The organism is Corallococcus llansteffanensis, assembly GCF_003612055.1.
In the GTDB taxonomy this organism is placed as follows: Bacteria; Myxococcota; Myxococcia; order Myxococcales; family Myxococcaceae; genus Corallococcus; species Corallococcus llansteffanensis.
Window position 1 is genome coordinate 1 of the sequence record NZ_RAWB01000086.1, and the last position, 22,746, is coordinate 22,746.

The 22,746-nt window shown below is 71.5% G+C and carries 24 protein-coding genes; 7 read left to right on the forward strand and 17 right to left on the reverse strand.

Features of this window, described 5'->3' with window-relative positions; genetic code table 11:
• The coding region (locus D7V93_RS10790; RefSeq protein ID WP_120643316.1) for a hybrid sensor histidine kinase/response regulator at positions 1-1,338 on the forward strand (1,338 nt) is incomplete at its 5' end.
• On the opposite strand, the gene D7V93_RS10795 is transcribed toward D7V93_RS10790, so the two are convergent.
• From D7V93_RS10795 to D7V93_RS10805, 3 genes are all read right to left on the reverse strand, one after another.
• Positions 1,298-2,119, reverse strand: coding sequence for a fatty acid desaturase (locus D7V93_RS10795; RefSeq protein WP_120643317.1), 822 nt, complete (start codon positions 2,117-2,119; stop codon positions 1,298-1,300). The two genes, D7V93_RS10790 and D7V93_RS10795, sit on opposite strands and share 41 nt — an antisense overlap.
• 120 nt (positions 2,120-2,239) lie before the next feature.
• A complete protein-coding gene (locus D7V93_RS10800; protein ID WP_120643318.1) occupies positions 2,240-2,737 on the reverse strand; it encodes a hypothetical protein in 498 nt (165 codons plus the stop codon).
• A gap of 32 nt (positions 2,738-2,769) precedes the next feature.
• Complete coding sequence (locus D7V93_RS10805) at positions 2,770-3,435, reverse strand: hypothetical protein (RefSeq protein ID WP_244237228.1); 666 nt, start codon at positions 3,433-3,435, stop codon at positions 2,770-2,772.
• A gap of 185 nt (positions 3,436-3,620) precedes the next feature.
• On the opposite strand from D7V93_RS10805, the gene D7V93_RS10810 reads away from it, so the two are divergent.
• Positions 3,621-4,532, forward strand: coding sequence for a LysR family transcriptional regulator (locus tag D7V93_RS10810; RefSeq protein WP_120643320.1), 912 nt, complete (start codon positions 3,621-3,623; stop codon positions 4,530-4,532).
• Positions 4,533-4,543: 11 nt separating this feature from the next.
• Here D7V93_RS10810 and D7V93_RS10815 read toward each other — a convergent pair whose 3' ends face one another.
• From D7V93_RS10815 to D7V93_RS44840, 13 genes are all read right to left on the reverse strand, one after another.
• Positions 4,544-5,170 (reverse strand): TMEM175 family protein, encoded by a 627-nt coding sequence (locus tag D7V93_RS10815; protein WP_120643321.1) that lies wholly within the window; start codon positions 5,168-5,170, stop codon positions 4,544-4,546.
• A 10-nt stretch (positions 5,171-5,180) separates the two neighbouring features.
• Positions 5,181-5,813, reverse strand: coding sequence for a YoaK family protein (locus tag D7V93_RS10820; RefSeq protein WP_120643322.1), 633 nt, complete (start codon positions 5,811-5,813; stop codon positions 5,181-5,183).
• Between the two features lie 20 nt (positions 5,814-5,833).
• Positions 5,834-7,216 carry an alginate export family protein gene (locus D7V93_RS10825; RefSeq protein WP_120643323.1) on the reverse strand — a complete coding sequence of 461 codons (1,383 nt, stop codon included), beginning with the start codon at positions 7,214-7,216 and terminating at the stop codon, positions 5,834-5,836.
• Positions 7,217-7,243: 27 nt separating this feature from the next.
• Positions 7,244-9,085: an amidohydrolase gene (locus D7V93_RS10830; RefSeq protein WP_120643324.1), complete on the reverse strand. Its 1,842-nt coding sequence runs from the start codon at positions 9,083-9,085 to the stop codon at positions 7,244-7,246.
• A 13-nt stretch (positions 9,086-9,098) separates the two neighbouring features.
• Positions 9,099-9,344, reverse strand: coding sequence for a DUF1427 family protein (locus tag D7V93_RS10835; protein WP_120643325.1), 246 nt, complete (start codon positions 9,342-9,344; stop codon positions 9,099-9,101).
• A gap of 41 nt (positions 9,345-9,385) precedes the next feature.
• Positions 9,386-10,042 carry a hydrolase gene (locus D7V93_RS10840; protein ID WP_120643326.1) on the reverse strand — a complete coding sequence of 219 codons (657 nt, stop codon included), beginning with the start codon at positions 10,040-10,042 and terminating at the stop codon, positions 9,386-9,388.
• Between the two features lie 138 nt (positions 10,043-10,180).
• Positions 10,181-11,305, reverse strand: a complete 1,125-nt coding sequence (locus D7V93_RS10845; RefSeq protein WP_120643327.1) for a sensor histidine kinase — start codon at positions 11,303-11,305, stop codon at positions 10,181-10,183.
• On the reverse strand, positions 11,302-12,003 hold the full coding sequence (locus D7V93_RS10850; RefSeq protein WP_120643328.1) for a response regulator: 702 nt from the start codon (positions 12,001-12,003) through the stop codon (positions 11,302-11,304). The genes D7V93_RS10845 and D7V93_RS10850 overlap by 4 nt, the downstream gene beginning before the upstream one ends.
• Positions 12,003-13,190 carry a sensor histidine kinase gene (locus D7V93_RS10855; protein ID WP_120643329.1) on the reverse strand — a complete coding sequence of 396 codons (1,188 nt, stop codon included), beginning with the start codon at positions 13,188-13,190 and terminating at the stop codon, positions 12,003-12,005. Before D7V93_RS10855 ends, D7V93_RS10850 begins: the two co-directional genes overlap by 1 nt.
• A 2-nt stretch (positions 13,191-13,192) precedes the next feature.
• Positions 13,193-14,584, reverse strand: a complete 1,392-nt coding sequence (locus D7V93_RS10860; RefSeq protein WP_120643330.1) for a sigma-54-dependent transcriptional regulator — start codon at positions 14,582-14,584, stop codon at positions 13,193-13,195.
• 106 nt (positions 14,585-14,690) lie between these two features.
• The gene (locus tag D7V93_RS10865) at positions 14,691-15,026 is read right to left on the reverse strand and encodes a TraR/DksA family transcriptional regulator (protein ID WP_244237229.1); all 336 of its coding nucleotides are present in this window, start codon (positions 15,024-15,026) and stop codon (positions 14,691-14,693) included.
• A 96-nt stretch (positions 15,027-15,122) separates the two neighbouring features.
• Positions 15,123-16,169: a hypothetical protein gene (locus tag D7V93_RS10870; RefSeq protein ID WP_120643332.1), complete on the reverse strand. Its 1,047-nt coding sequence runs from the start codon at positions 16,167-16,169 to the stop codon at positions 15,123-15,125.
• A complete protein-coding gene (locus tag D7V93_RS44840) occupies positions 16,169-16,495 on the reverse strand; it encodes a hypothetical protein (RefSeq protein ID WP_158623698.1) in 327 nt (108 codons plus the stop codon). Before D7V93_RS44840 ends, D7V93_RS10870 begins: the two co-directional genes overlap by 1 nt.
• Positions 16,496-16,754: 259 nt before the next feature.
• Here D7V93_RS44840 and D7V93_RS10880 point away from each other — a divergent pair, with 259 nt between their 5' ends.
• Positions 16,755-17,771, forward strand: coding sequence for a 2-hydroxyacid dehydrogenase (locus tag D7V93_RS10880; RefSeq protein ID WP_120643334.1), 1,017 nt, complete (start codon positions 16,755-16,757; stop codon positions 17,769-17,771).
• Positions 17,772-17,931: 160 nt separating this feature from the next.
• The gene (locus D7V93_RS10885; protein WP_120643335.1) at positions 17,932-19,221 is read left to right on the forward strand and encodes a universal stress protein; all 1,290 of its coding nucleotides are present in this window, start codon (positions 17,932-17,934) and stop codon (positions 19,219-19,221) included.
• Positions 19,222-19,227: 6 nt separating this feature from the next.
• On the opposite strand, the gene D7V93_RS10890 is transcribed toward D7V93_RS10885, so the two are convergent.
• Entirely contained in the window at positions 19,228-20,094 is an 867-nt protein-coding gene (locus D7V93_RS10890; RefSeq protein ID WP_120643336.1) for an acyl-CoA desaturase, read from the reverse strand.
• Positions 20,095-20,282: 188 nt separating this feature from the next.
• On the opposite strand from D7V93_RS10890, the gene D7V93_RS10895 reads away from it, so the two are divergent.
• The 3 genes from D7V93_RS10895 to D7V93_RS10905 form a co-directional block, all read left to right on the forward strand.
• Positions 20,283-21,209 (forward strand): hypothetical protein, encoded by a 927-nt coding sequence (locus tag D7V93_RS10895; RefSeq protein WP_120643337.1) that lies wholly within the window; start codon positions 20,283-20,285, stop codon positions 21,207-21,209.
• A gap of 59 nt (positions 21,210-21,268) precedes the next feature.
• Complete coding sequence (locus D7V93_RS10900) at positions 21,269-21,781, forward strand: Mpo1 family 2-hydroxy fatty acid dioxygenase (protein ID WP_120643338.1); 513 nt, start codon at positions 21,269-21,271, stop codon at positions 21,779-21,781.
• 57 nt (positions 21,782-21,838) lie between these two features.
• On the forward strand, positions 21,839-22,746 hold a 908-nt coding region (locus D7V93_RS10905; protein ID WP_147451125.1), incomplete at its 3' end, for a hypothetical protein.

A 22,746-nucleotide genomic window follows, 5' to 3' on the forward strand; every position in this document is an offset into this window, starting at 1 on the left:
CCCAGCTGGCTCGTCACCCCGACGCTGCCCCCGGAGCGCGTCGAGCGCACGGCCCGGCCGCGCTCGGCCCCCACCGGCGCCGCGCCCTTCGTCGAGGAGGCGCGCCGCTGGTCCGCGGACGTCATCGACACGGACATCAGCCCCCCGGACACCGGGGCCCCGGCGGCGTCCGAGCCTCCGGCGCTGGAGGTCTCCGCGGAGCTCGCGCGCTCCCGCATCCTCCTCGTCGACGACAACGTCGACCTGCGCACCTATGTCGCGGGGCTGCTCAAGCGCGGCTTCCCCCACGTGGAGACGGCCACGAACGGGCAGGACGCGCTGGAGCAGGCGCGCGTCCGACCGCCGGACCTCATCCTCTCCGACGTGATGATGCCGGTGCTGGATGGCTTTGGCCTGGTGCGCGCGCTGCGCGCCGACGAGCGCACGCGCGCCATCCCCATCATCCTGCTGTCCGCGCGAGCGGGCGACGAGGCCACGGTGGAGGGCCTGCAGAGCGGCGCGGATGACTACCTGGTGAAGCCCTTCTCCGCGCGCGAGCTCCTGGTGCGGGTGCGCACCCAGCTGGACATGGCCCGCGTGCGCCGGCAGGTGGTCCGCAACGCGGTGGAGAAGGACTCGCTGCGCGAGTCCGTGCGGACGCGGGACGAGTTCCTCCGGCTCGTGAGCCACGAGCTGCGCACGCCCGTGAGCGCCCTGTCGCTCAACGTCCAGTCCCTGGTGCGGAGCCTGGAGGCCCAGGCACCGGCCCCGGACACGGCGCCCGATGCGGCGCGGGTGAAGGCGCGGACGACGGAGAAGCACCTCCAGCGCCTGACGCGCCTGGTGGAGCAGCTGCTCGACGTGTCGGAGCTCGTCACCGGGCCCCTGGACCTCTCACGGGAGGAGGTCGACCTGACACAGCTCGCGGCCACCGTCGTGGCGCAGGCGCGGGAGAAGGCCCTTCGCGCGGACTGTGTCCTCACCCTGGAGGCGCCCCTGCCGGTGGTGGGGCGCTACGACCGCGCGCGGCTGCACCAGCTCCTCGACGGCCTCGTCGACAACGCCCTCAAGTTCGGGGCGGGCAGGCCGGTGACAGTCTCCGTGGTGCGCGAGGCGGGCCGGGTGACGCTCGCGGTCCGGGACCACGGCGCCGGCATCGAGCCAGAGGACCAGGAGCGCATCTTCGGGCGCTTCGAGCGCGCCGTCCCCGCGAAGCACCACGGCGGCTTCGGGCTGGGCCTGTGGATCGCCCGCCACATCGCGGAGGCCCACGGTGGGAGCATCCACCTGGGGCCCACGGAGGGCGGAGGCGCCACCTTCAGCGCGGTGCTGCCGCTGGATGTGACCCCGGGAGGGTGACCTCCGGGGCGGGGCGCGGCGCAGAGGCCCCGCCCGCGCGGGGGATGAGGTGCGCCCGGTCGATGGAGCACAGCCCCAGCCGCTCCAGCGTGACGCACGCCCAGTAGCCCAGGTCCACCTCGTGCGCGCGGTGGGAGAACGACGCCGACCCCGGGTAGGCGTGGTGGTTGTTCTGGAAGCCCTCGCCCAGGATGAGCCAGGCCGCCAGGTGGTTGTTGCGCGAGTTGTCGCGCGTGTCGAAGTTGCGCCCGCCCAGGGCGTGGCCCAGCGAGTTCACCAGCCCACCCTGGATGGGATGGCTCATCATGCCCACGAAGTACGCCACGCCCAGCATCCAGCCGCCCCAGAGCGCGAGCCCCAGCCCCACGACGCCGTGGACGACGTAGGGCAACCACCAGCGGCCGCGCCGCGTGAGGACGTGGACGTCGAAGTCGAGCCCCTTCGTGTACTTCGTGTACGCGGGGTCCCGCTTCAGCAGGCCGATGACGACCCGCTTGTAGCTGCGCAGCTGCTCCGCCCCGATGCCGAGGATGCCCACGTTCACCGGGGAGTGCGGGTCGAGCGGCGTGTCCGAGTGCTCGTGGTGCAGCCGGTGCATCACCACCCAGGACTTCGCGTCGATGCCGGTGATCCAACTGCCCCCCGCCACCAGCATCCGCTGGAGCACCGGGTGCAGCCGCACCGCCTTGTGGGCGAGCGCCCGGTGATAGCCCACGGAGATGACGAGCAGGTTCAGCAGATACGCCGCCAGGAAGACAAGCAGGCACGCAATCAAAGACATGGCACGCTCCAGCAGGAAATTCCTACGGACCAGTAACCTACCTGAAAGTAGGTTACGGTCCAGTAAGTTCTCTGTCAAGGTGCCGGGGTGCCCGCCCGGGTGCCGAGCGGCGGTGCGGCGTCAGCGCGTGGCGGTCGGCATCGCGCCCTGGCTGTAGGTGTCACAGAGGGCCAGGTACTTGTCGCTGTCCATGTCGAGCGCGGCGACGCGCTGCTTCTTCACCCTGGGCTTGTCGAGGGTGGTCTTGATCTGGACCAGCTTCAGGATGGGAATGCCCATGTACGACTGGTTGAAGTAGACGTTCTCCTGCATCTCGTCCCAGGCGATGAGCACGCCGTCAGCGAAGCGGACGCCGTCCCTGCCAATGAGCAGCGCGGGCTTGTCCAGGCGGCCCAGGGGCATCAGGCATTTGACGAGCATCACGGCCGCGCCCAGCGTGACCACCGCGAAGAAGACCATCGCGCCGGTCTGACCCAGCGCCCGCCAGGTGAGCAACCCGAAGAAGGCCAGGGCCAGCGCCCAGAGGAGCGCGCCCGCGATGAGCTTGAAGCGCGAGTAGTAGATGGCGTGCGGCTGCTGCGCCTGCTTCTTCGCCTGGGGGGAGCGGTAGATTTCCATTGAGGTGATTCCCGGAGGTGTGGGGGTGGAGGTCAGCCGGGCAGACGGGCTGAGAGGTAGGCCAGCAGGACTGGCGCGCTGATGACCTTCGCTTCGTCGATCTTCCGGGGCTTGCCCTGGGCGACGATGATCAGCTCGCGCGTCGCCGCGCCCTGGTCCAGTTCGTCCTGGAGGCGGATGCTCTCGATGTCCTCCCAGCGCATCAGCTGCCCCTTGTGGGTCAGCCCTGCGTCGCTGAGGGTCAGCGGACCGAAGCGCACCGGCTCCCCTGCGGCGACCTGGCGGCCCACGCCCTCCAGCAGCCGGGGCACGACGTGGCCCAGCACCGCGTGGTGCAGCGCGTCCGCGTCGCTCCACAGCCCCAGCCGCAGCCGGTAGGTCCCGTCGCGGTGATGCAGGACGACCCGCTGCTCCTGGTGCTGTTCCACGAGCGTGTGCACGTCGCGCCACGCAAGCCGCGTGGTGCCGTCGCGCAGCCCCTGGTCGTCCACGGTCAGCGCGCCCGGCGCGCGCGTCCAGACGAAGAGGTCGCTGGCTCGCCAGCCGATGACGTAGATGCCGCAGGGGATGCCGACCAGCAGGAAGAAGTACCCGAAGGCGCTCTGAAGCAGGCTCTCGACGACGAAACGCGGCAGCAGGTGCACCGACGTGGGGGCGAGGAGGATCGCCGCCACGCCGTAGATGAACACGAGACCCATGCCGAGCCAGAACAGGGTGTACGAGGGAAAGATCAGGGCGTGCGAGCGCTTCAGCAAGGGCGCGGGGGTATAGACAATTGCATCCCCCCTTGCGAACGCATTCAGCGCCCGGGCGCTCGGACGCGCGACTTCTCACCGGCTGAGACCGTCTTTGTCAAACCATCGATTCGTGAGATGGACCGGGGATGTACGATCCGGTCACCCTCGATCAGCTCCGCGCCTTCGTGACCGTCGTCGAGGAGGGGAGCTTCTCGGCGGCGGCAAGGAAGCTCCGCCGCGTGCAGTCGGCCATCAGCACGTCGATGGCCAACCTCGAAGCCCAGCTGGGCGTACCGCTCTGGGATCGCTCGACGAAGGTGGCCACGCTGACCGAGCAGGGACAGGCGGTGCTCGCGTCGACACGGCGCGTGCTCACCGAGGTCGACGGCCTGCGGCGGCTCACCACCGGCATGACGCTGGGGCTCGAGGCGTCGGTGTCGCTGTGCCTCGACGCCTTCTTCCCCGTGAAGGCGCTCGTCGACCTCTGCGCCACGTTCATCCGGGAGTTCCCCGCGGTCGACCTGCGCATCGACACGCAGCTCATGTCCGCCGTCTCCGCCCGCGTGCTCGAGGGCACGGCCACGCTCGGCGTGGTGAGCCCGGCGGGCCTGGCACGGGGGCTCGAGGCGCAGGCGCTGGCGCCCATCCGGGTGCTCCCGGTCGTGAGCCCGCGGCACCCGCTCGCCGCCATCCAGGGGCGCATCGCGACCCGCCACTTCGTGGAGGCCATCCAGGTCGTGCTCTCCGACTGCGACGACGATGGCGTCGCGGATCAGGTCGGACTGTCGCCGCGCACCTGGCGCGTCGGAGACCTCTACACCAAGCATGAGATGCTGCGCGCGGGGCTCGGCTGGGGCAACCTGCCGGAGCACCTGGTCCGCGACGACCTGCGCTCGGGTGCGCTGGTGCCCATCCGTCCCATGGCCTGGGGCGACCACGAGAACGCGCTCAACCTGCTGGCCGTCTACCGGAGCGACACCGTGTTCGGGCCGGCGCACCACTGGCTGCTGGAGCAGCTCACCCAGCTGTGCGAGCGGGAGGCACGCCGCCAGAAGTAGGCCGGCCCGCCTCAGTCCGCGTCGTGCACCGGCCGCATGTTGGCGCTCCACCAGACCCACATGCCCACGCTCATCGCGAGGCTCACCGGCAGGCTCCAGAGCGCGATGAGGGTCGCGGCCAGGTACACCGGGAACCCGATGCGGTAGTGCCACGTGAGGCGCCGCTCCAGCGCGGCCCGGTGGGACCCGGCCTCCGGGTACGCCTGCCGCCGGAGCGCGTTCCACAGCAGGTTGTAGGCCACGTTGATGAGCACGAAGAGGCCCGAATACACGACCCCCGCCACGGTGCCCGAGGGCTCCATCGCGTGGGCCGCGAGCAGCGTCGTCGTGAACGGGACGAGGGTGGTCAGCATCATCAGGAGCCCATTCGCGAAGAGCACCCGCGTGTCCACCCGGCGCATGAACTTGAACAGGCCGTGGTGGTCGACCCACATGATGAGGACGGAGCTGAAGCTCACCACGAACGCGAGGTAGGTGGGCCACCTCGAGGCCAGCTGCCAGAGCAGCGTGCGCGCGTCATGCGCGGCGTCGGTGAGCTCCGGCTTCAAGTCGAGCGCCAGCAGCGTGATGACGATGGCGAAGACGCCATCGCTGAACGCCTCGAGCCTGGCGCTGTCCTTCTTTTCGGCGTCCGACATGGCATGCCCCCTACAGCCGGCTGCGCACCACCAGCGCGAGCCCCATCGGTGCGAGGAACGCAGCGAACCCCAGCTGCTGGACGCCGAACGCCCCGCCCAGGCACCCCAGCGCGAACGCCAGGATGATGAAGCCCAGCGAGCGATGCCTGCCGGCGTTCTCCGGGGCGCCCGGAAGCACCTTCTCCACGAACCACTGCGTGACGTTGCCCGTCATCACGGTCGTCATCGGGCCCAGCGAGGGCGCCACCCGGTGCATCGCATTGTGGATGCCCATGGCGATGACCGCGAGGACCACGACGACCCGGTGGGCCGCCGTCCCCTGCACGACCAGCGGCACCGCGGACGCCGCACCGAAGGCCACCGCCTCCAGGAGCAGGAGCAGGCGCGCGGAGCTGCCCACCCGGCGGTGCAGGTGCGTGGCCAGGAAGACGGCCAGGACGAAGATGGGAAAGGTCGCCAGCTTGAGCCACTCGTCCGCATTGGCGCGCCGCGCGAGGTCCGCGGCGAGCACGACGAAGTTGCCGGTGACGTGCGCGCAGAAGATGCCACCCGCGCCGACGAAGGTGACGGCGTCCGCATAGCCGGCGATGAAGGCGAGCGCGGTGGGGACCAGCAGGGGCGGAGGCGAGGAGGGCTGTGTCATCGGAGGAGCGGTGCCGTGGGTCAGTAGGTGAAGGTCGTCCAGGTCCCCAGGAAGTCGACGTCCTGGAGGTTGACCGCCCGCAGCGCGGGCCCGGCGACGACGTGGGAGTATTCGAGGTTGAACATGACGTGGCGGGTGACGCGATACCCGAGCGACAGCGAGAGCTGCGCGCCGGTGTACCGCGCATCCGAAGCCGCGGGCGGCACGAGGACGTCCCCTGGCGGCGTGTAGACAGCGTCGTTGACCGACTGTCGGAAGAAGAAGACGCAGCCCCCCTCCAGGGTGACCGCATCAAGCTCCCACTGCACGAGCGGATGCACTTCGTAGAGGTTCGACGGGTAGATCAACGGCAAGGCGCTGAAGAAGGTCTGGTTCGGGAACCAGGCATGGAAGGTGGAAACCCGGCCGTCGTCGGCGCGGCCGTCGCCGCTCAGCGCGTCGCCCCGCACGCCCAGCCGCAGCGGCGCGAACGGCAGCCGCTGCCACAGCCCGCCCGCCAGTCCCCATGCCAGGATCCGGGCGCCGCCCACCGTGCCAGCCTGCGCGAGCGCGTGCCCGATGTACTCGAAGCCGCCCTCGGTCTGGCCGAACAGCCGCACGCCGAGCATGTGACGCACTTCGCGCCCTTCCACCTCTCCGTAGGTCACCGAAGGACGATCGCGCCCCAGGTAGAAGGCGTCGAACGAGAGCCGCTTTCGCGGCAGGACCTCCACGGTCGCGTAGACGCCCCAGAACCGGTTGCGCGCGGACGGAGCATCGTCGAGCACGCCGCGCTGGAGCCGCGGCACGACACCGCCGAAGCCCTCCACGCTCCAGCCCTCGCCGGTGACGGTGAGGCGGGCAAGGTCGAACGCCTGACGCACATTGGTCCCATCCCGCGTGCTCACCCACCGCGTCGACCCCAGCGCCAGCTCCTGCCGTCCCACGCGGGCGACGAAACGGACCTTTCGCGGCGCGGAGCGCCACTCAAGGAAGGCCTGCTGCACATCGAACAGGTCACTTCCGGGCGGCTCGTCGCGGGCAGGAGCACCGAGCGCGTAGTGCCCTCCAACCTGGAGGAAGGCCCGAGCGGGCCCCACGTGGGCATCCAGGTGCAGCAGGTTGCGCGAGAACAGGACGCTCTCCGGCAGCGGCCCGTCCAGCCCGTCGGTGAACTCGTAACGCAGGCGATGCTGCCCGCCGAGCGAGAGCCAGGCCTGCGCTCCGAGCGGGAGGTATTTGACGCGGTCGAACGGATCATCGCCGGGGCGCAGGGAGGGGTCCGACCAGTCCTCCAGATAGCGGATTGACTCATACCGTGGCGCCTCGCGCGGCTCGGGCGCGTCCTCGGCGCGGGCCGCCAGCGACACGGTGAGCACCCCGGAGGCCAGGAGGAGGCATGCGCTCCACGAGCAACGCAGCATGGGGGCTCTCTCCCGCGTCCCTTCCGCCTAGAACGCCCAGCAGGAGCAGCCCAGGAGGCCCCAGAACGTCGGGTCCTCCGCGACGGGCACCGGGCGCCGCCAGGCCGCCGCGCCATGGGCATGCACGCCACACGCGTGGGGTGCGGCGTGAAGCGAGGCCGTGGCGCTCGCGGCGGCGTGCGAATACCCACCGAAGCTGCGCACCGGAGACCAGTCCGGCATCGCCGGGGGCAGCGGCGGCGCGAGGTCCGCGAAGCCTCCGGCGCCGTGGACCACCTTGCCGCCGAGGACCGTGAGCACCGACTCCAGGTGGGAGATCCTCTCCGCGGGCACGCTGAAGTAGTCCTCCGAGAGCACAGCGAGATCCGCGAGCTGCCCCACGGCGAGCTGCCCCTTCTTGCCGGACTCCGAGGAGAACCAGGTGTTGCGCTCGGTCCACAGCCGCAGCGCGGTCTCCCGGTCGAGCAGCGCGTCCTCCGCGTAGAGCGCCGTGCCCGCCACGGTCCTGCCGGTGACCAGCCAGGCCAGCGAGACCCACGGGTTGTAGGACGCGACCCGCGTGGCATCCGTGCCGGCCCCCACCGGGACCCCGGCGGCGAGCATGCGGGCGACGGGCGGCGTGTGGGCCGCGGCGGCCGCGCCGTAGCGCTCCACGAAGTACTCGCCCTGGTAGGCCATCCGGTGTTGCACCGCGATGCCGCCGCCGAGCGCCGCGATGCGATCGATGTTCCGCTCGGAGATGGTCTCCGCGTGGTCGAAGAACCAGTGCAGCCCCTGGAAGGGGATGTCGCGGTTGACGCGCTCGAAGACGTCGAGGGCGCGCGAGATGCTCTCGTCGTAGGTGGCGTGCAGGCGCCACGGCCAGCGATTCTCGACGAGCAGCCGGACGACCTCCTCGAGCTGTCCCTCCATGTCCGCCGGCAGCTCCGGGCGCGGTTCGCGGAAGTCCTCGAAGTCCGCGGCGGAGAAGACCAGCATCTCTCCGGCGCCGTTGTGGCGGAAGTGGTCGCTGCCCTGCCCCGGCCGGACCTGCTTCGTCCACGCACGGAAGTCGGCGGCCTCGGCGCCCTTGTTCTGCGTGAAGAGGTTGTAGGCGATGCGCAGCGTGAGCTCGCCCGCGTCCGCGAGCTTCTGCACGACGGCGTAGTCGTCAGGGTAGTTCTGGAAGCCGCCGCCCGCGTCGATGACCCCGGTGATGCCCAGGCGGTTCAGCTCGCGCATGAAGTGGCGGGTCGAGTTCTCCTGGTACTCCCGAGGCAGCTTCGGCCCCTTCGCCAGGCTCGCGTAGAGCAGCTGCGCGTTCGGCTTCGCGAGCAGGAGCCCTGTCGGGTTCCCGTGCCGGTCGCGCTGGAGCTCGCCTCCCGGCGGGTTCGGGGTGTCCCGGGTGTAGCCACACGCGCGGAGCGCCGCGCCGTTCAGCAGGGCGCGGTCATAGAGGTGGAGGATGAAGACGGGCGTGTCGGGCGCGGCGACGTTCAGCTCCTCGAGCGTCGGCAGGCGGCGCTCGGCGAACTGGAGCTCGGTGAAGCCCCCCACGACGCGGACCCACTGGGGCGCGGGCGTGAGGGCCACCTGCTGGCGCAGCATGCGCATCGCGTCCGCGAGCGACCGGACCCCGTCCCAGCGCAATTCGAGGTTGTAGTTGAGCCCGCCGCGGATGACATGGGTGTGGCTGTCGATGAGGCCGGGCACGACGCGGCGGCCTCCCACGTCGATGACCCGGGTGCCTGGCCCGCGCGTCTTGAGGATGTCACCCGCCGAGCCCACCGCCGAGAAACGTCCGTCCGTGATGGCGACGGCCTCGACCTCGGAGGCTCCGGGGGTCAGCGTGGTGAACCGGCCCTGGTGGAGGATGAGCTCGGGGGGCATGGCGATGGTCCTTTCAGGGGTTGGGGCGTGAGGGGGGCACGCCGGTGACCTTCGGAACGCACTCCTCGGCGATCCACGCCGGGGTGACGGGCTCGCGACGGAGCAGCCGGCGTCCGACAGGCACCAGCTGCTCACCGAGCAGGATTCCCAGCAGTCCCGCCAGCGCGACGAGTGGCGGCGCGGGAGAGCGGACCCCGAGCAGACCGTAGATGAGGCCGATCAACGCGCCGGCCGCGATGGACACCAGATAGATCTTCATGAGCGGTCTCTCGCGCGAGGAGGGTCCCGGGGCAGCGGGGCTCAGTGACCGCCCTCGCCTCCTCCGAACATGGTCTTCGCGTAGAGCAGCCCGAGGCCGTAGGCGCCGCCCGACTTCTTCGCGAGGTTCACGACGGCGTCGTACGTCTTGCCGCGAGCCCAGTCGCGCTGCAGCTCGAGCAGATACTGGAGCGAGGTCAGGGGCCGGACTCCCGCCTGCACCATGCGGTCCATCGCGCGGTCGTGGGCCTCCGTCGACACGTCACCGCACGCATCGGCGATGACATAGACCTCGAAGCCCTGGTCGAGCGCCGAGAGCGCGGGACCGACGATGCACACTGACGTCCAGAGGCCCGCCAGGACGATGCGCGACTTCCCGAGCGCATTGACGCGCTCGGCGATGCGAGGGTCCTCCCAGGTGTTCATCGAGGTCCGGTCGATGGCGCCCCCGTCCGGGAAGGCCTCCTTGAGCTCGGTGAACATCGGGCCGGAGAACGACTTCTCCGCGACGGTCGTGAGGATGGTCGGCACGTCGAACACCCGCGCCGCGCCCGCGACGAGCGCGACGTGGGTGCGCAGCAGGTTCGCGTCAATCGAGTGGGTCGCGAACGCCATCTGCGGCTGGAAGTCGATGAGGATCAGCGTGTGGTCGCCAGGGGTGAGGAGCGTCTTGCCAGGGGCTGCGGTCGCGGTCGCCATGTGGGGGGTCCTTCCGTGGAAGGAGGGACCCTCGCCTGACCACGACGTCATCGCAATCCGCAAACGGCAGATGATTCGTATCGATTCGGCAGATGGCATGAAGCGCAACCGCTCACCCCACCGCCTGCTCGGAAGCCCTCAGCCCGCGTCCGTCATCGCGGGCAGGCGTACGGTGAAGCGCGCGCCTCCAAGCAGCCCGTCCTCCACCGCGATGGTGCCGCCGTGCTGGGTGACGATGGCGTGCACGATGGAGAGGCCCAGCCCGCTCCCGCTCGCCTTGGTGGTGAAGAAGGGCTCGAAGAGGCGCGCCTGCACGTCGGCGGGGATGCCGGGGCCGCTGTCGTCCACGCACAGCGCCACCTCGCCGCCGTGGGTGCTCGCGCTGAAGCGCACGCGGCCTCCCGGGGGCGTCGCCTGGAGCGCGTTGAGCGCGAGGTTCAGCAGCACCTGCCGCAGCCGCTCCTCGTCCCCCCGCACCACCGCCACCCGCGTGGGCTCCACCTCCAGCGCCACGTCCCGCTCCTCCGCCTGCCCCGACAACAGGCTGCGCACCCGCTCCAGCAGCGGCGCGACCTCCACGGCATCCGGCTGGAACTCGCGCGGGCGGGCGAACTGGAGGAAGTCCTCGAGGATGTGATCCAACCGGCGGATCTCATCCCGCACGAGCAGGAGCGGCTCCAGCAGCGGCCCCTGGACGGCGTCCTCCAACCTGCGCACCCGACGCTCGAGCACGGTGAGCTGCAGCCCGGCGGCGTTGAGCGGGTTGCGGATCTCATGGCTCAGGCCCGCCGTCAGCGTGCCCACCGCCGCGAGCTTCTCCGTCACCTGCGCCCGCCGGGCCAGCTCCCGCTTCTCACGGTGCAGCCGCACCTGGCGCAGCGCCTGCTCCAGGGTGAGCAGCAGCTCCGGGGTGGCGCAAGGCTTGAGCAGATACGCGCACGCGCCCGCGTGCACCGCGGCCACCGCCGCCTCCAGCATGCCCAGGCCGGTGAGCAGCACCACCTCGCCGTCCGGCATGAGCTCCTTGAGGCGCGGCGCCAGCGAGGTGCCCTCCCCGTCCGGCAGCCGCACGTCCACGAGCGCGACGTCGAAGCCCTCCCGGACCCGCTCCAGCGCGCCAGCGCAGCTCGTCGCGCTCGACACCTCGTAGCCCTCTTCTCCGAGCAGCTCCGTCATGTTGTCCAGGAAGGCCGCGTTGTCGTCCACCACCAGCACGCGGGGGCGGTACGGCAGGCCGGCCACCTGCACCGGCGACGCCTTCATGGGCGGCTCCCGTGCAGTTGCTCCAGCGCGGCGAGCAGCGCTCCGGTGTCGAACGGCTTGCGGATGAGACGGCCGTCGAAGTCCCCGGGCAGCGCGTCCGGGTGGGCGGTGACGACGAAGGGGGTCAGTCCGGGGAAGCGCTCGCGCACGCGGCGCAGGGCCTCACCGTCGGGGCCGCCCGGCACCCGCAGGTCCACGAGCGCGGCGAAGGGGCTGACGGCCCCCAGGCGCTCCACTTCCGGCACCGAGCGCGCGGACACGGCCGTGAACCCCCGGGTGCGCAGCACCTCCGTGAGGTTGTCCAGCAGGTGCGGGTCGTCCTCCACCAGCACGACGAGCCCGTTGCGCCGCGCCCGCGCGAGCAGCTCCACGAGCACGGGCATGGGCACGGGCTTGGGCAGCACCGCGAGCACGCCCTCATCCCTCGCGCGCGCCAGCTCCGTCTCGCCCGGGTGCGCGGTGATGATGATGGCCGCGATCCCCGGATCCAACCGCCGCAGGTGGTGCACCACGGAGGCGCCGCTCATCCCGGGCATGCGCATGTCGGTGATGAGCACGTCGTAGCGCTCCGCGCGCGCGGCCGTCAGCGCCTCCTCGCCGGAGCCCACCACCCGGGCCACGTGGCCTGAGTCCTCCAATATCTCCGCGAGGTTCTCCGCGAAGGCCCGGTTGTCATCCACCAGCAGGAAGCGGCTCATCAGGCGACCTCCGGCGGCAGGGGCAGGTGCAGCACGAAGCGCGCCCCCCCGAGCCCGCCTTCGCTTGGGGCGTGCACGATGCCGCCGCCGTGGCGGTCGACGATGCGGCGCACGAGCGCGAGCCCCAGCCCCAGGCCCCGCGCCTTGGTGGTGATGAGGGGCTCGAAGACGCGGGCGCGGATGGTCGGGTCCAGGCCCGGGCCGCTGTCCTCCAGCACGAGCTGCACCTCGCGCGCGCCGCTGTCCGAAAGCCTCGCCTCCAGCCGCACCTCTCCGGGGGTGTCCCCCAGCGCCTGCACCGCGTTCTCCAGCAGGTTCACGAAGACCTGGAGCAGCTGCACCGGGTCGCCTTGCAGCGGCGGCAGGGCCTCCAGGCCCCCGGCGCTCACCCGCACGTGGCCTGGAGGGGCGACGGTGGCCAGCGCGGACGCCCACACGTTCGCGAGCTGGAGCGGCGCGTGGGTGAGCGGACGGGCGCGGATCATGTCCAACAGGCTGGTGACGATGTGGTTCGCGACCCCCACCTGCTCGCCAATGCGATCCAGGTGCTTGACCACGCGAGGGTCCTCCAGCGTCGCGGGGCGGCCCTTGAGGATGAAGAGCGAGGTCTCGATGACGCCCAGCGGGTTGCGCAGCTCATGGCCGATGGAGCCCACCAGCTGCCCGAAGGTGGCGAGGCGCTCGATGCGCGCGGCCTGGGCGAGCAGGTCCTCGCGGTACGTGTGGAGCATGATGGCGAGCTCCAGGTCGAGGATCTTCCCCAGCGCGCGCCGCAGCCGCACGGACTCCTCGGGCTGGTCCCGCAGCGACTCCTCCAGGACGTCCGTCAGCTCCTGGCGCAGCAGGTTCATGGCGCCGAACATGTAGTGCTGCGGCAGGCTGATGCGCACGTGCACGCGGCCGATGCGGCAGCGGCGCTCGAAGTACGCCGTGTCCCAGGGTCCCTGGAGGAGCGTGCCCATCCAGTGCTGGAGGGTCACCTTGAGGTGGCCCACCTGGCTCTCTCCGCCCTCCAGCGCCTTGCGCGCCTCGGGGTGTTCGAGGATGCGGCGGTAGAACACGTCCGCGATGCGCTCGAAGTGGGCCTGGGTGAGCGGGTGCAGCGCTCGCAGGGCCGCGCCGTCCTCGTCGCTGAAGCCGACGTAGTGCTGGAGCTCCTCGAAGACGTTCTTGTTCCGGGTGTGCAAGGTCAATCCTCCCCCAAGGCGCCCGCCTCCGGGCCGCTGCCGCCGCCCGCGTACTCCTTGAGCTTGTATTGGATCTTCCGCACGCTGATGCCAAGCACCTCCGCCGCGCGCGTGGTGGAGCCCTGCACCATGTCCAGGGTGCGCAGGATGGCCTCGCGTTCGATGGCGGCGAGGCTCGCGCCGGGGATGAGCCGCTCGCTGGACTCGGGGCTCGGGCGCGGTCCGCGCAGCACGGGCGGCAGGTCGTCCGCGGTGAGCTCCTCGCCCCGGGCGAGCACCACCGCGCGCTCCACCGCGTTCTCCAGCTCGCGGATGTTGCCCGGCCAGTCATGGCTCATCAGCGCCTGCAGGGTGCCGGGCGCCAGCCCCTTCACCTCCTTGCCGTAGGTGGTGTTGCAGCGCTCGAGGAAGTGGTTCACCAGCGCGGGAATGTCCCCCTTGCGGCGGCGCAGCGGGGGCAGCGTCACCGCCACCACGTTGAGCCGGTAGTAGAGGTCCTCACGGAAGCGGCCCGCCTTCACCTCCGCCTGGAGGTCGCGGTGGGTGGCCGCGACGATGCGCACGTCCACCTTCAGCGTCTGGGTGCCGCCCACGCGCTCGAACTCGCGGCTCTGCAGCACGCGCAAGAGCTTCACCTGCACGGCGAGGGAGACCTCGCCAATCTCGTCGAGGAACAGGGTGCCGCCGTCCGCCAGCTCGAAGCGGCCCTCCTTGCGCGCGACAGCGCCGGTGAAGGAACCCCGCTCGTGGCCGAACAGCTCGCTCTCCAGCAGCCCCTCGCTGAGGGCCGCGCAGTGCACCTTCACGAAGGGGCGCTCCTTGCGCGGGCTGAACTCGTGCAGCGCCTGGGCAACGAGCTCCTTGCCGGTGCCGCTCTCCCCGAGGATGAGCACGGTGGCCCGGGTGGGCGCCGCCTGCTGGATGAGGGCGTAGACGCCCTGCAGCTCGGGCGCGTCCCCGATGATGTTGCCCACGCGGAAGCGCTCCGCCACGCGCTCGCGCAGTTGGCGCGTCTCGCTCTTGAGCTGGCGCGTCTCCAGCGCCTTGCCCAGCACGACGAGCACCGCGTTCATGTCCAGCGGCTTGGTGAGGTAGCTCTCCGCGCCCGCGCGCATCACCTCCACCGCCGCCTCCACCGACGCGAACGCGGTCATCACCACGAAGGTCGCGTCGCTGCCGGCCTCTCTCGCGCGGCGCATCAACGTGAGCCCGTCCATCCGGGGCATGCGCACGTCGGTGAGCACCGCCGCGGGCGCGAAGTCCGCGAGCAGGCCAAGCGCCTCGACGCCGTCCGCGGCCTCGCGCACCTCGAAGCCTTCCTCCTTGAGGATGGTGACGATGGCGCGCCGTGCGTTCACCTCGTCGTCCACCACCAGGATGCGTTCGTTGGCCATGCCCCTGCTTAGCAAAGGTGCCTCGGGGGACGCCTCCGCCAGCCCCCCGCGTCAACCCCGGAGAAGCGGGCGAGCCAACACTTCCAACGCCGTGCCGGCGCGAGGGTCAACAGCCTGCCCCCTGGGTCCGCCGGTCCGCGCACGTGAGGCAGCAGCGCGCCTCCGGGACGGCGAGCAGGCGCTGTCGCCCGATGGCCCCCCCGCAGCGCTCACACCCGCCGAAGCGGCCCTCCTCGATGCGCACGAGCGCCGCCTCCACCTCCTCCATCTCCAGGCGTTCCTGCCGCGCGAAGCGCGCTCCGGGCACATCGCCACCGAACGACAGGGCGCGGGCCCCGCCTCCGGGGACGGCGGTCTCCGCGCACTCGCGCTGGGTGCGCAGCGCGTCCCGGCGGCACAGCAGCATCTGGCGCGCCTGGATGATCATCGGGTCGGTGCTCATGGGGTCCTCGCGCTCCGGGCCTCCCGCGATGGAGGGCCTGGACTCGCACGGCGCGACTTCATGAAACGTGCCGGGCCCCGGGTCCGACGTGCGCGCTCACGGCACCGGAGGGACGACGGGACTCACGGCCTGCCGCCGCCGCGCCGCGAGCACGCCCGGCACCGCGAGCACCCCCACGGCCACCGACACCAGCGCGGCGCCCGCGAGGTCCGTGGCGCCGACGCCGGGCAGCCCCAGCAGCAGCGAGAGCGCGAGCGTCGCGCCCACGCCCGCGAACACGCTGGAGGCGCGGTTCACGGGCACGGTGAAGGTGTTCTCCCGGGGGTCCAGCAGCACCAGCCCGCCGAAGATGCCGCCCGCCTGGGAGAGCAGCCCCACGGCGAGCTCGATGGGCAACGTGGGGCGGGTGGACATCCCGAGGAAGCCCTCGCGCAGCTGCGCCGCCGCGCTGCCCACGCCCGTCAGCGCCCACAGCGCGAGCAGGACGAGGAGCGCGGGCGTGGCCACCATCTGCTCCTCCACGAAGTAGCGCTCGCGCGTGCCGGGCGTGCCGTTCTTCGCAAGCCGGCTCATGAAGCGCAGCCGCACGAAGTAGCTGGCGATGTACACCGCCAGGTCCAGCCCGGCGACGAGCGAGAGGTGGGGACTGGCCTCCGGCCCCGCCGCGACGAGCAGGGCCGCGAGGCTCACGCCCAGCGCGACCCGGGAGGGCCACGCGACCTGCCGGCCGCTCAGCGCATCCACCAGCGGCGCGAGCACCAGCACCCCGCCGCGCATCAGCAGCATCATGAAGACGATGGAGGTGCCGTCGAAGGTGTAGGCGAGCGTGGTGGTCGCGATGATGCCCGTGGTGCACAGGCCGGACAGGAAGGTCCAGCGTCCCGGCCACGGCAACACCACCCGCCCGATGCGCCGGTGGCCCGCGTACTGGAAGCTGTCGCTCCGCCAGAGGTAGAGGAACATCCCCACCAGCGAGGCCAGCGCCGTGGAGGGCAGGAGCACGAAGCCCGGCACCCCCTCGGTCATGCCCGGCAGCGCGCCGAGGCTCAGCGCCTTGGTCAGCGCGCTGTACGGCAGGTAGCAGGCGAAGTACCCGAAGGCGAGCCACCCGATGGAGGCCGCGGCCTTCCCGGGGGCCGTCATCAGGCGCGCGCCATGCAGCACCGGGCCTCGGGGAGGGACCGGGGGCGCTCGGGCTCGAGGGGGCTCCCGCAGACCTCGCACCGGGCCGTGCCTTCAGGCCCGAGCCGCTCCAGCGCCCGCTCCACCTCTTCGAGCGCCCGCTCCTCCAGCGCATGGAGCCGCGCGAGCATCTGCAGCTCCTCCGGCACCTCCGCGCGGTCCTTCCCTTCGGGCCCCCCGAGGTCCTGGACGAGCTGGGCCGCGAGCCCGTGCAGGCGCCGCAGCGTGAGCAGTGTCTCCCGACGGTGGAGCAGCTGCTGTCGCACGTCGGTGTCCCTGGCGTTCATCGGTGTTCCTCCGCCCCCGCCCCCCGGGGCCGGTGCCTGCTCTGACTGTTTCAGGATGCATGCCAGCTTTCGGGTTGTGAACGCCAGAGCATCCCAGCAAGAAATGCGCGGGGCCCGCGTCCGTTCGCGCAACGGTTGCGTCCCCCCGGGAAGCGCCGGGCGCCGCCCCCCCGGGTGCCCTGGCCTCGCACGGGCGGTGCATCGCCAGCCAGGAAGCCCCCCGGGCGGCCGCTGCCGTCGTGGGGAAGGGAGAGCCGCCATGCGCATCGCCTTCTTCGACACCCACCGGTTCGACCGGGCCGCCTTCGAGGAGGCCAACGCCGCCTTCGGCCATGCCCTCACCTGGTTCGAGCCCCGGCTCACGCAGCAGACGGCGGGCCTCGCTACGGGGTTTCCCGCAGTGTGCTCCTTCGTCAACGACCGGCTGGACGGCGCGTGCCTTCAGGCGCTCGCGGACGGCGGCACGCGGCTCGTGGCGCTGCGCTCCGCGGGCTTCAACCACGTGGACCTGGTGCAGGCCGGGCGGCTGGGGCTCACCGTGGTGCGCGTGCCCGAGTACTCGCCGCAGGCCGTGGCCGAGCACACCGCCGCGCTCGTGCTCGCGCTCAACCGCAAGGTGCACCGGGCGTACGCGCGCGTGCGCGAGTGGAACTTCTCCCTCGACGGCCTGGTGGGCTTCGACATGTACGGCAAGACGGTGGCGCTCGTGGGGCTGGGGCGCATCGGGCGCGCCGCGGCCCGCATCTTCCGGGGCTTCGGCTGCCGGCTGCTCGGCGTGGACCCGCGGCTCTCCGCCGAGGACGCGCGCGAGCTGGGCCTGGAGCCCGTGGAGCTGGCGGAGGCGCTGCGCCAGGCGGACATCGTCTCCCTGCACGTGCCGCTCACGCCCGCCACGCGCCACCTCATCGACGCGGCCGCGCTCGCGAAGATGAAGCCCGGGGCGATGATCATCAACACCGGCCGTGGGGCGCTGCTCGACAGCCACGCCCTGGTGGAGGCGCTCAAGTCGGGCCACCTGGGGGCCGCCGGACTCGACGTGTACGAGGAGGAGGAGGGCATCTTCTTCCAGGACCTCTCCGAGCAGGTGCTCCAGGACGACGTGCTCGCGCGCCTGCTGACGTTCCCCAACGTGCTCATCACCGCGCACCAGGCCTTCCTCACCCGCGAGGCCCTGCATGCCATCGCCCGGACCACGCTCGAAAGCGTGCAGCGCTTCGAGCGCGGGGAGCCGGCAGGTCCCACGGAGGTGCGGGCCGAGCAGGCCATCAAGGGGTGAGCGCGGCGGGAGTCCCGCGCAGGTTTTGCGCGAGGGCCGCCCGAAGCCGCAGTCCTTGCGCGCCCACGGCCGGGGCTCCCGCGACGACGGCGGGCACGCGACGTGAAGTGAAGAGCCCTCCAGAAGGGCTGGGGCACATCCCCACAGCCGGAGGCCGTCCATGACCATCATCTGCGCAACCGACTTTTCCGAGGGAGCCCGTCAGGCCGCGACGGTGGCGGTGCGGCTCGCTGTCCGCCGTGAGCGCGCCTTGTGGCTCGTGCACCAGGTCCATCCGGATCAGCTCATCGTCGCCGCCGAGCCCGTGCGAGAGGGCCTGCAGGCGCTGCTGCGCGAGGAGGCCACGCGCCTGGGTGGGCTTGGCGCGCAGGTGCAGGTGGCGCTGTTGGAGAATGGCTCCAAGCGGGCGCTCGCCGACTTCTGTGCCCAGCACGAAGCACGCCTCCTGGTGGTGGGCCCCCCGCGCGGGGAGGTGCCCTACCCTGGCGCGGGCGGCAGCCTGGACCGCATCGCCCAGACCACGTCGCTGCCGCTGCTGCGGGTGCGGGACGCGGCTCCCTTCCAGGCATGGCTTTCGGGCAAGCGGCCGCTGCGCGTGATGCTCGGCGTGGATCGCTCGCGGGGCACCCTGGCCGCACGGCTGTGGCTGGAGGAGCTGGGCCGGTATGGCCCCCTCCAGCTGCTCGCGGGGCACGTCTACTACGTCTACGAACAGTGCCAGCGGCTGGGCCTGCCCGTGCCCGCCACGATGGACGACGCCAGCCCCCTGTTGCAGGACATGCTCATGCACGAGGTGGCCACGCTCGCGGGCACGGGCACCGGCCACGCGCCGACCGTGCACCTGCGCCAGGGCGTGGGCCGCGCGGCCGACCACCTGGTGGACCTGGCCCAGGAGCAGGAGGCGGATGTGCTGGTGGTGGGCACGCACCACCACACGGCCCTGGGCAACCTCGCGTCGGTGGCGCACCACGCGCTGCGGCTCGCGCCCATGGCGGTGGTCGCGGTGCCGGCGCGCGACGCGGCCTCGCAAGGTGAAGCGCCGCTGCCCCAGATGCGGCGGCTGCTGGTGGCCACGGACCTGTCCCCGCTCGCCGACGAGGCCATCCCGCTCGCCTTCGCCCTGGCCCCGCCGGGCTCCGAGGTGCACCTGGTGACGGTGGTGCCCGAGCCCCCCTCATCGGAGCAGCACCGCAGCCTCCAGCGGAAGCTGCTGGAGCGCGTGCCACGCGGGCTGGAGCAGCGCGAGGTCGGCACGCACGCGGAGGTGCTCATCGGCAAGGACGTGGCGCTCGCGCTCACCCAGGCAGCGGAGCGGCTGGACGCGGACCTCGTCTGCCTCGGCTCGCGCGGACATGGCGGACTGAAGGAGGCCCTGCTCGGCTCGGTGGCGCGGCAGGTGCTCTCCCAGAGTCATCGTCCCGTGCTGGTGCTGCGTCCGCCCGCGCGTTAGCGGCCCTCAGCCCGCCGCCGGGCGATGCCACGCCCGAAGCGAGTGGATGAGGCCGCACGCCTCCATCACGCGGAGGCTCCCCCAGCCCAGGTCGAGCTCGTGCGCGCGCATCCCCATCCGCGCCGAGCCAGGGTACACATGATGGTTGTTGTGGAAGCCCTCACCAAAGGACAGCACGCCCAGAAGCCAGACATTCGTTCCGCTCTCGGTGGCGCCCGGGAGGGCCTGCCGCTGCTCACCCCAGACATGCGCGGCGTAGCCGACGAACCAGTGTCCCAGGATGCCTCCCGCGGTCCGGGCGCAAATACAGACAGCCACCGCGTCAGGACCGCCCCACACGAACGTGACCGCCGCCAGCGCGAGCACGTGGAGGGGCCAGGTGCGCTCCAGGAATCGCAGCCAGCGGTCCTCGAAGAGGCCTGGAGGCAGCCTCGCGAGGGCGCGCTCATCCGCCGCGTCGAACCGGCAGTGCAGGTTCCAAACGAAGTCGCGGACCAGCGAGTGCCGGTAGGCGAAGTACGGCGGACACTCGAGCTGGTTCTGCCAGTGGTCGCGCACGGCGTGCAGCCGCGCCCATGAGAGCGGCCCGCCCAGGCCACTCAGGACGAAGAGGTAGATGAGCCCCCCGCGCACCACCGCGTTCGCCTCATAGGTCCGATGAATGAAGCCGCGATGAAGCCCCACCGAGTGCCCCAGGCAGAGCGTCAGGAACGCCATCACCCCGGACACGGTGAGCGTCACCAGGGTCACGGCAGGGATTCCGACGAGGACGCCAGGCACCAGCATGGCCCAGAGCCAGAGACTCTTGAACACATCGAAGCGCACCTGCCCGACTTCGGGCGGCACCGGTGCGGGTGCTGTCTTTCGCGACATGATGAGACGCCCCCAATCCCCACGGCCACGTGCGCTTGCTAACCAGCGCACCGGGCCTTCGCAACGACCGTGAACCCATCGTCGCGTAAGCTCAGGCGCGACGAGGCCGAGGCACCGGGGTACCCGTGAGTCGCGCTACTGCGACCCAACATCCCTGTCTGCGTTTCGGCCCTCGAAGGAAGGACGCCATGCCCATTCCGGTGAACATCTACGTCCCCCAACTGGCCATCGTCGGCAACGCGCGGCTCCGGGGGCTCGACCTCCGCGCGCTCGTGATTGACGAACCCTGGGCCGCGGCTCTCCAGCCGGGACCTGACGTCTTCAAGGGCTTCGAGCTGGAGGGCGGTTTCGAGCCCTCCTTCTACGTCTGGCTCGACACGCTGAAGGCCCGGGGGCTCGTCGCGCTCCGCGTGCTGACCGCCGTGGATCCCGCGGATTGGATCCTCCAGGCCCCGCCGCCATCGCTTCCCATGCTGCCGCGCTTCGTCCTCGTCTTCGGAGACCGGGAGGTCTGGTACGACCACCGCTACGAACGTCTCGGGGCTCCGTCGAACGCCTCCGCGGACTCCTTCGTCACGGTGGAGGAGACGCGGCGCTTCGTGATTCCTTCGACAGACGCCGCGGAGCAGGAGCTGCTGGAAGCGACGCGGGGCTACGTGCGGTTCCTCGAGGACAAGGTCCCGCATGACGATGCGACCGCCGTCTTCTACGAAGCGATGGGCCGCAAGGCGCTGGACCTCCTCACGGACTCCGAGCTCCGCTTCCAGGAGCGGCTCGCCGCGCGGCGCGAGGAGACGCTGCGCCAGCGGCGGAAGGACTACAAGCCAGGACAGGGGTACACGAAGGAGCAGCGCCCGCGCGTCCTCGAACAGGCGGCGCGCTCCGTGCGGCTGGACGACTTCGTGCGCGTGATGGAGGAGGCGGGCCTGTCGTGGAGGACGCAGCGGCTGGCGCTGGCCAGCGAGGGGCTCCATCCCCTGAACATGCGCCACGAGCGCACCTCCGAGGACAGGCTTCCGGACTACGTCCGCCACCCCGGCTACCTCGCGGTCGGCTCACGGCTGGCGCGCGCCGCGGCCGACGCGAGCAACGCCGCGCTGAATGCCTCCCGCTGAGGTCCAGGCCGGAGGCCCTGGCAGACGCGCCGGGGAGAAATGGCCTAGGTTCGGCCCCCATGAGCTTCGCCGACAAGCTGCGCACCTGGATGCCCCTGCACGAGAACGGTGTCAGCCGCGCCGTGCACTTCGTGGGGGCCTACCTCTTCACCTTCGCCCTGCTCGTGCCCCTGTCCTGGGTGCGCCTGCCGGTGCCCGGCGTGTCCCTCACCGCCGCGCACCTGCTGGTCCTCGCGGTGGTCCTCTACGCCGTGACGCTGGAGTGGACGGCGGGGCTGCTGATGGCGCTGCCGCTGTTGCCCACGCTCGCGGCCGCCGAGGCGGTGGCGCGGCTGCCCACCGGCACCGCGGTGGGCGTGGCGGTGGGCGTGATGGTCGTGCGCTTCGCGCTGGTGGTGGGCGCGCACGTCGTCTTCGAGAAGAAGACCCACGGGCTGTCCCTGGGCGGCCCGCTGCTCTTCTTCATCGAGCCCGTGTACCTCCTCACCCTCGTGCTCTTCGGCATGGGCCTCAAGCGCGACCTGCACGCGCGGGTGACCGCCGGAAGCCCCGGAGCGGCCGCCGTCCGCTGATGTCCGACCCCGACAGGGATTGAGTGCGCAGGCAGGAAACGGTTAGGTACGCCGCGCATGGAAACGCCCCTCGTCCTCCGAGCCACCCGGACGGGCTTCTTCGCCCGTCACGCCACCGCGCGGTGGCGCGTGCTCACCCTGCTCTCGCTGGCGCTGCTGTCCGCCATTCCGCTGTCAGGCGTGACGTCGCTGGGGACGTTGCAGCCGGGCTACACCGACCACGTGCGCCATCCCTACGTGGTCTGGGTGGGGCTGCACCGTGGCATCGAGGCCCTGTACACGACGTCGCTCGGTGAGCTGCGGGAAGGCATCTCCTACCGGCAGCCCCTCGATCACTGGCTGGACGTGCCGTATGTGTATCCGCCCGGCACGCTGGTGCTCTTCCTGCCCCTGACGCTCGTGGGGCAGTGGGTGCCGCTGTCGCACCAGGCCTTCGGGCAGGTGTGTCTGCTGTACCTGCTGCTCTTCGCGCACGTCGCGCTCTACGCCGTGCTGCGGCTCCTGGACGGACTTCCCGCCGGGGGCCGCTGGGCCGTGGGAAGCCTCTGCTGGCTCGTGCTGATGCGGCTGGCGCTCAACGGGCAGTATGACGGCGCGTGGCTCGTCTGCGGGGTGCTCGCGCTGGGTGCGCTGGCGAAGGAGCGCCCCGTCACGGCGCTGCGCTGGGTGGCGCTCGCGGCGCTGTTGCACTACCGCGCGTTCATCCTCGCGGCGGTGGGCGTGGTGGCGCTGGCGCAGGTGGTGCGCGGACGGCCGGTGCGCGAGTGGCCCTGGGCCACGCTGCTCGGCGTGGCCGCGGTGGGCATCGTGTGCGTGCGCACCTTCCTGTGGATGGCGCCGCTGGCCGCGCAGACGGATGCCGCGACGCCGTCCATCCTGGGGGAGCCCCGGACGGTGGCGCTCGTGCTGGGGCTGAGCGTGGCGGCCTTCGTGCTCGCGTGGCGGGGCGCGGGGGGACTCGTGGC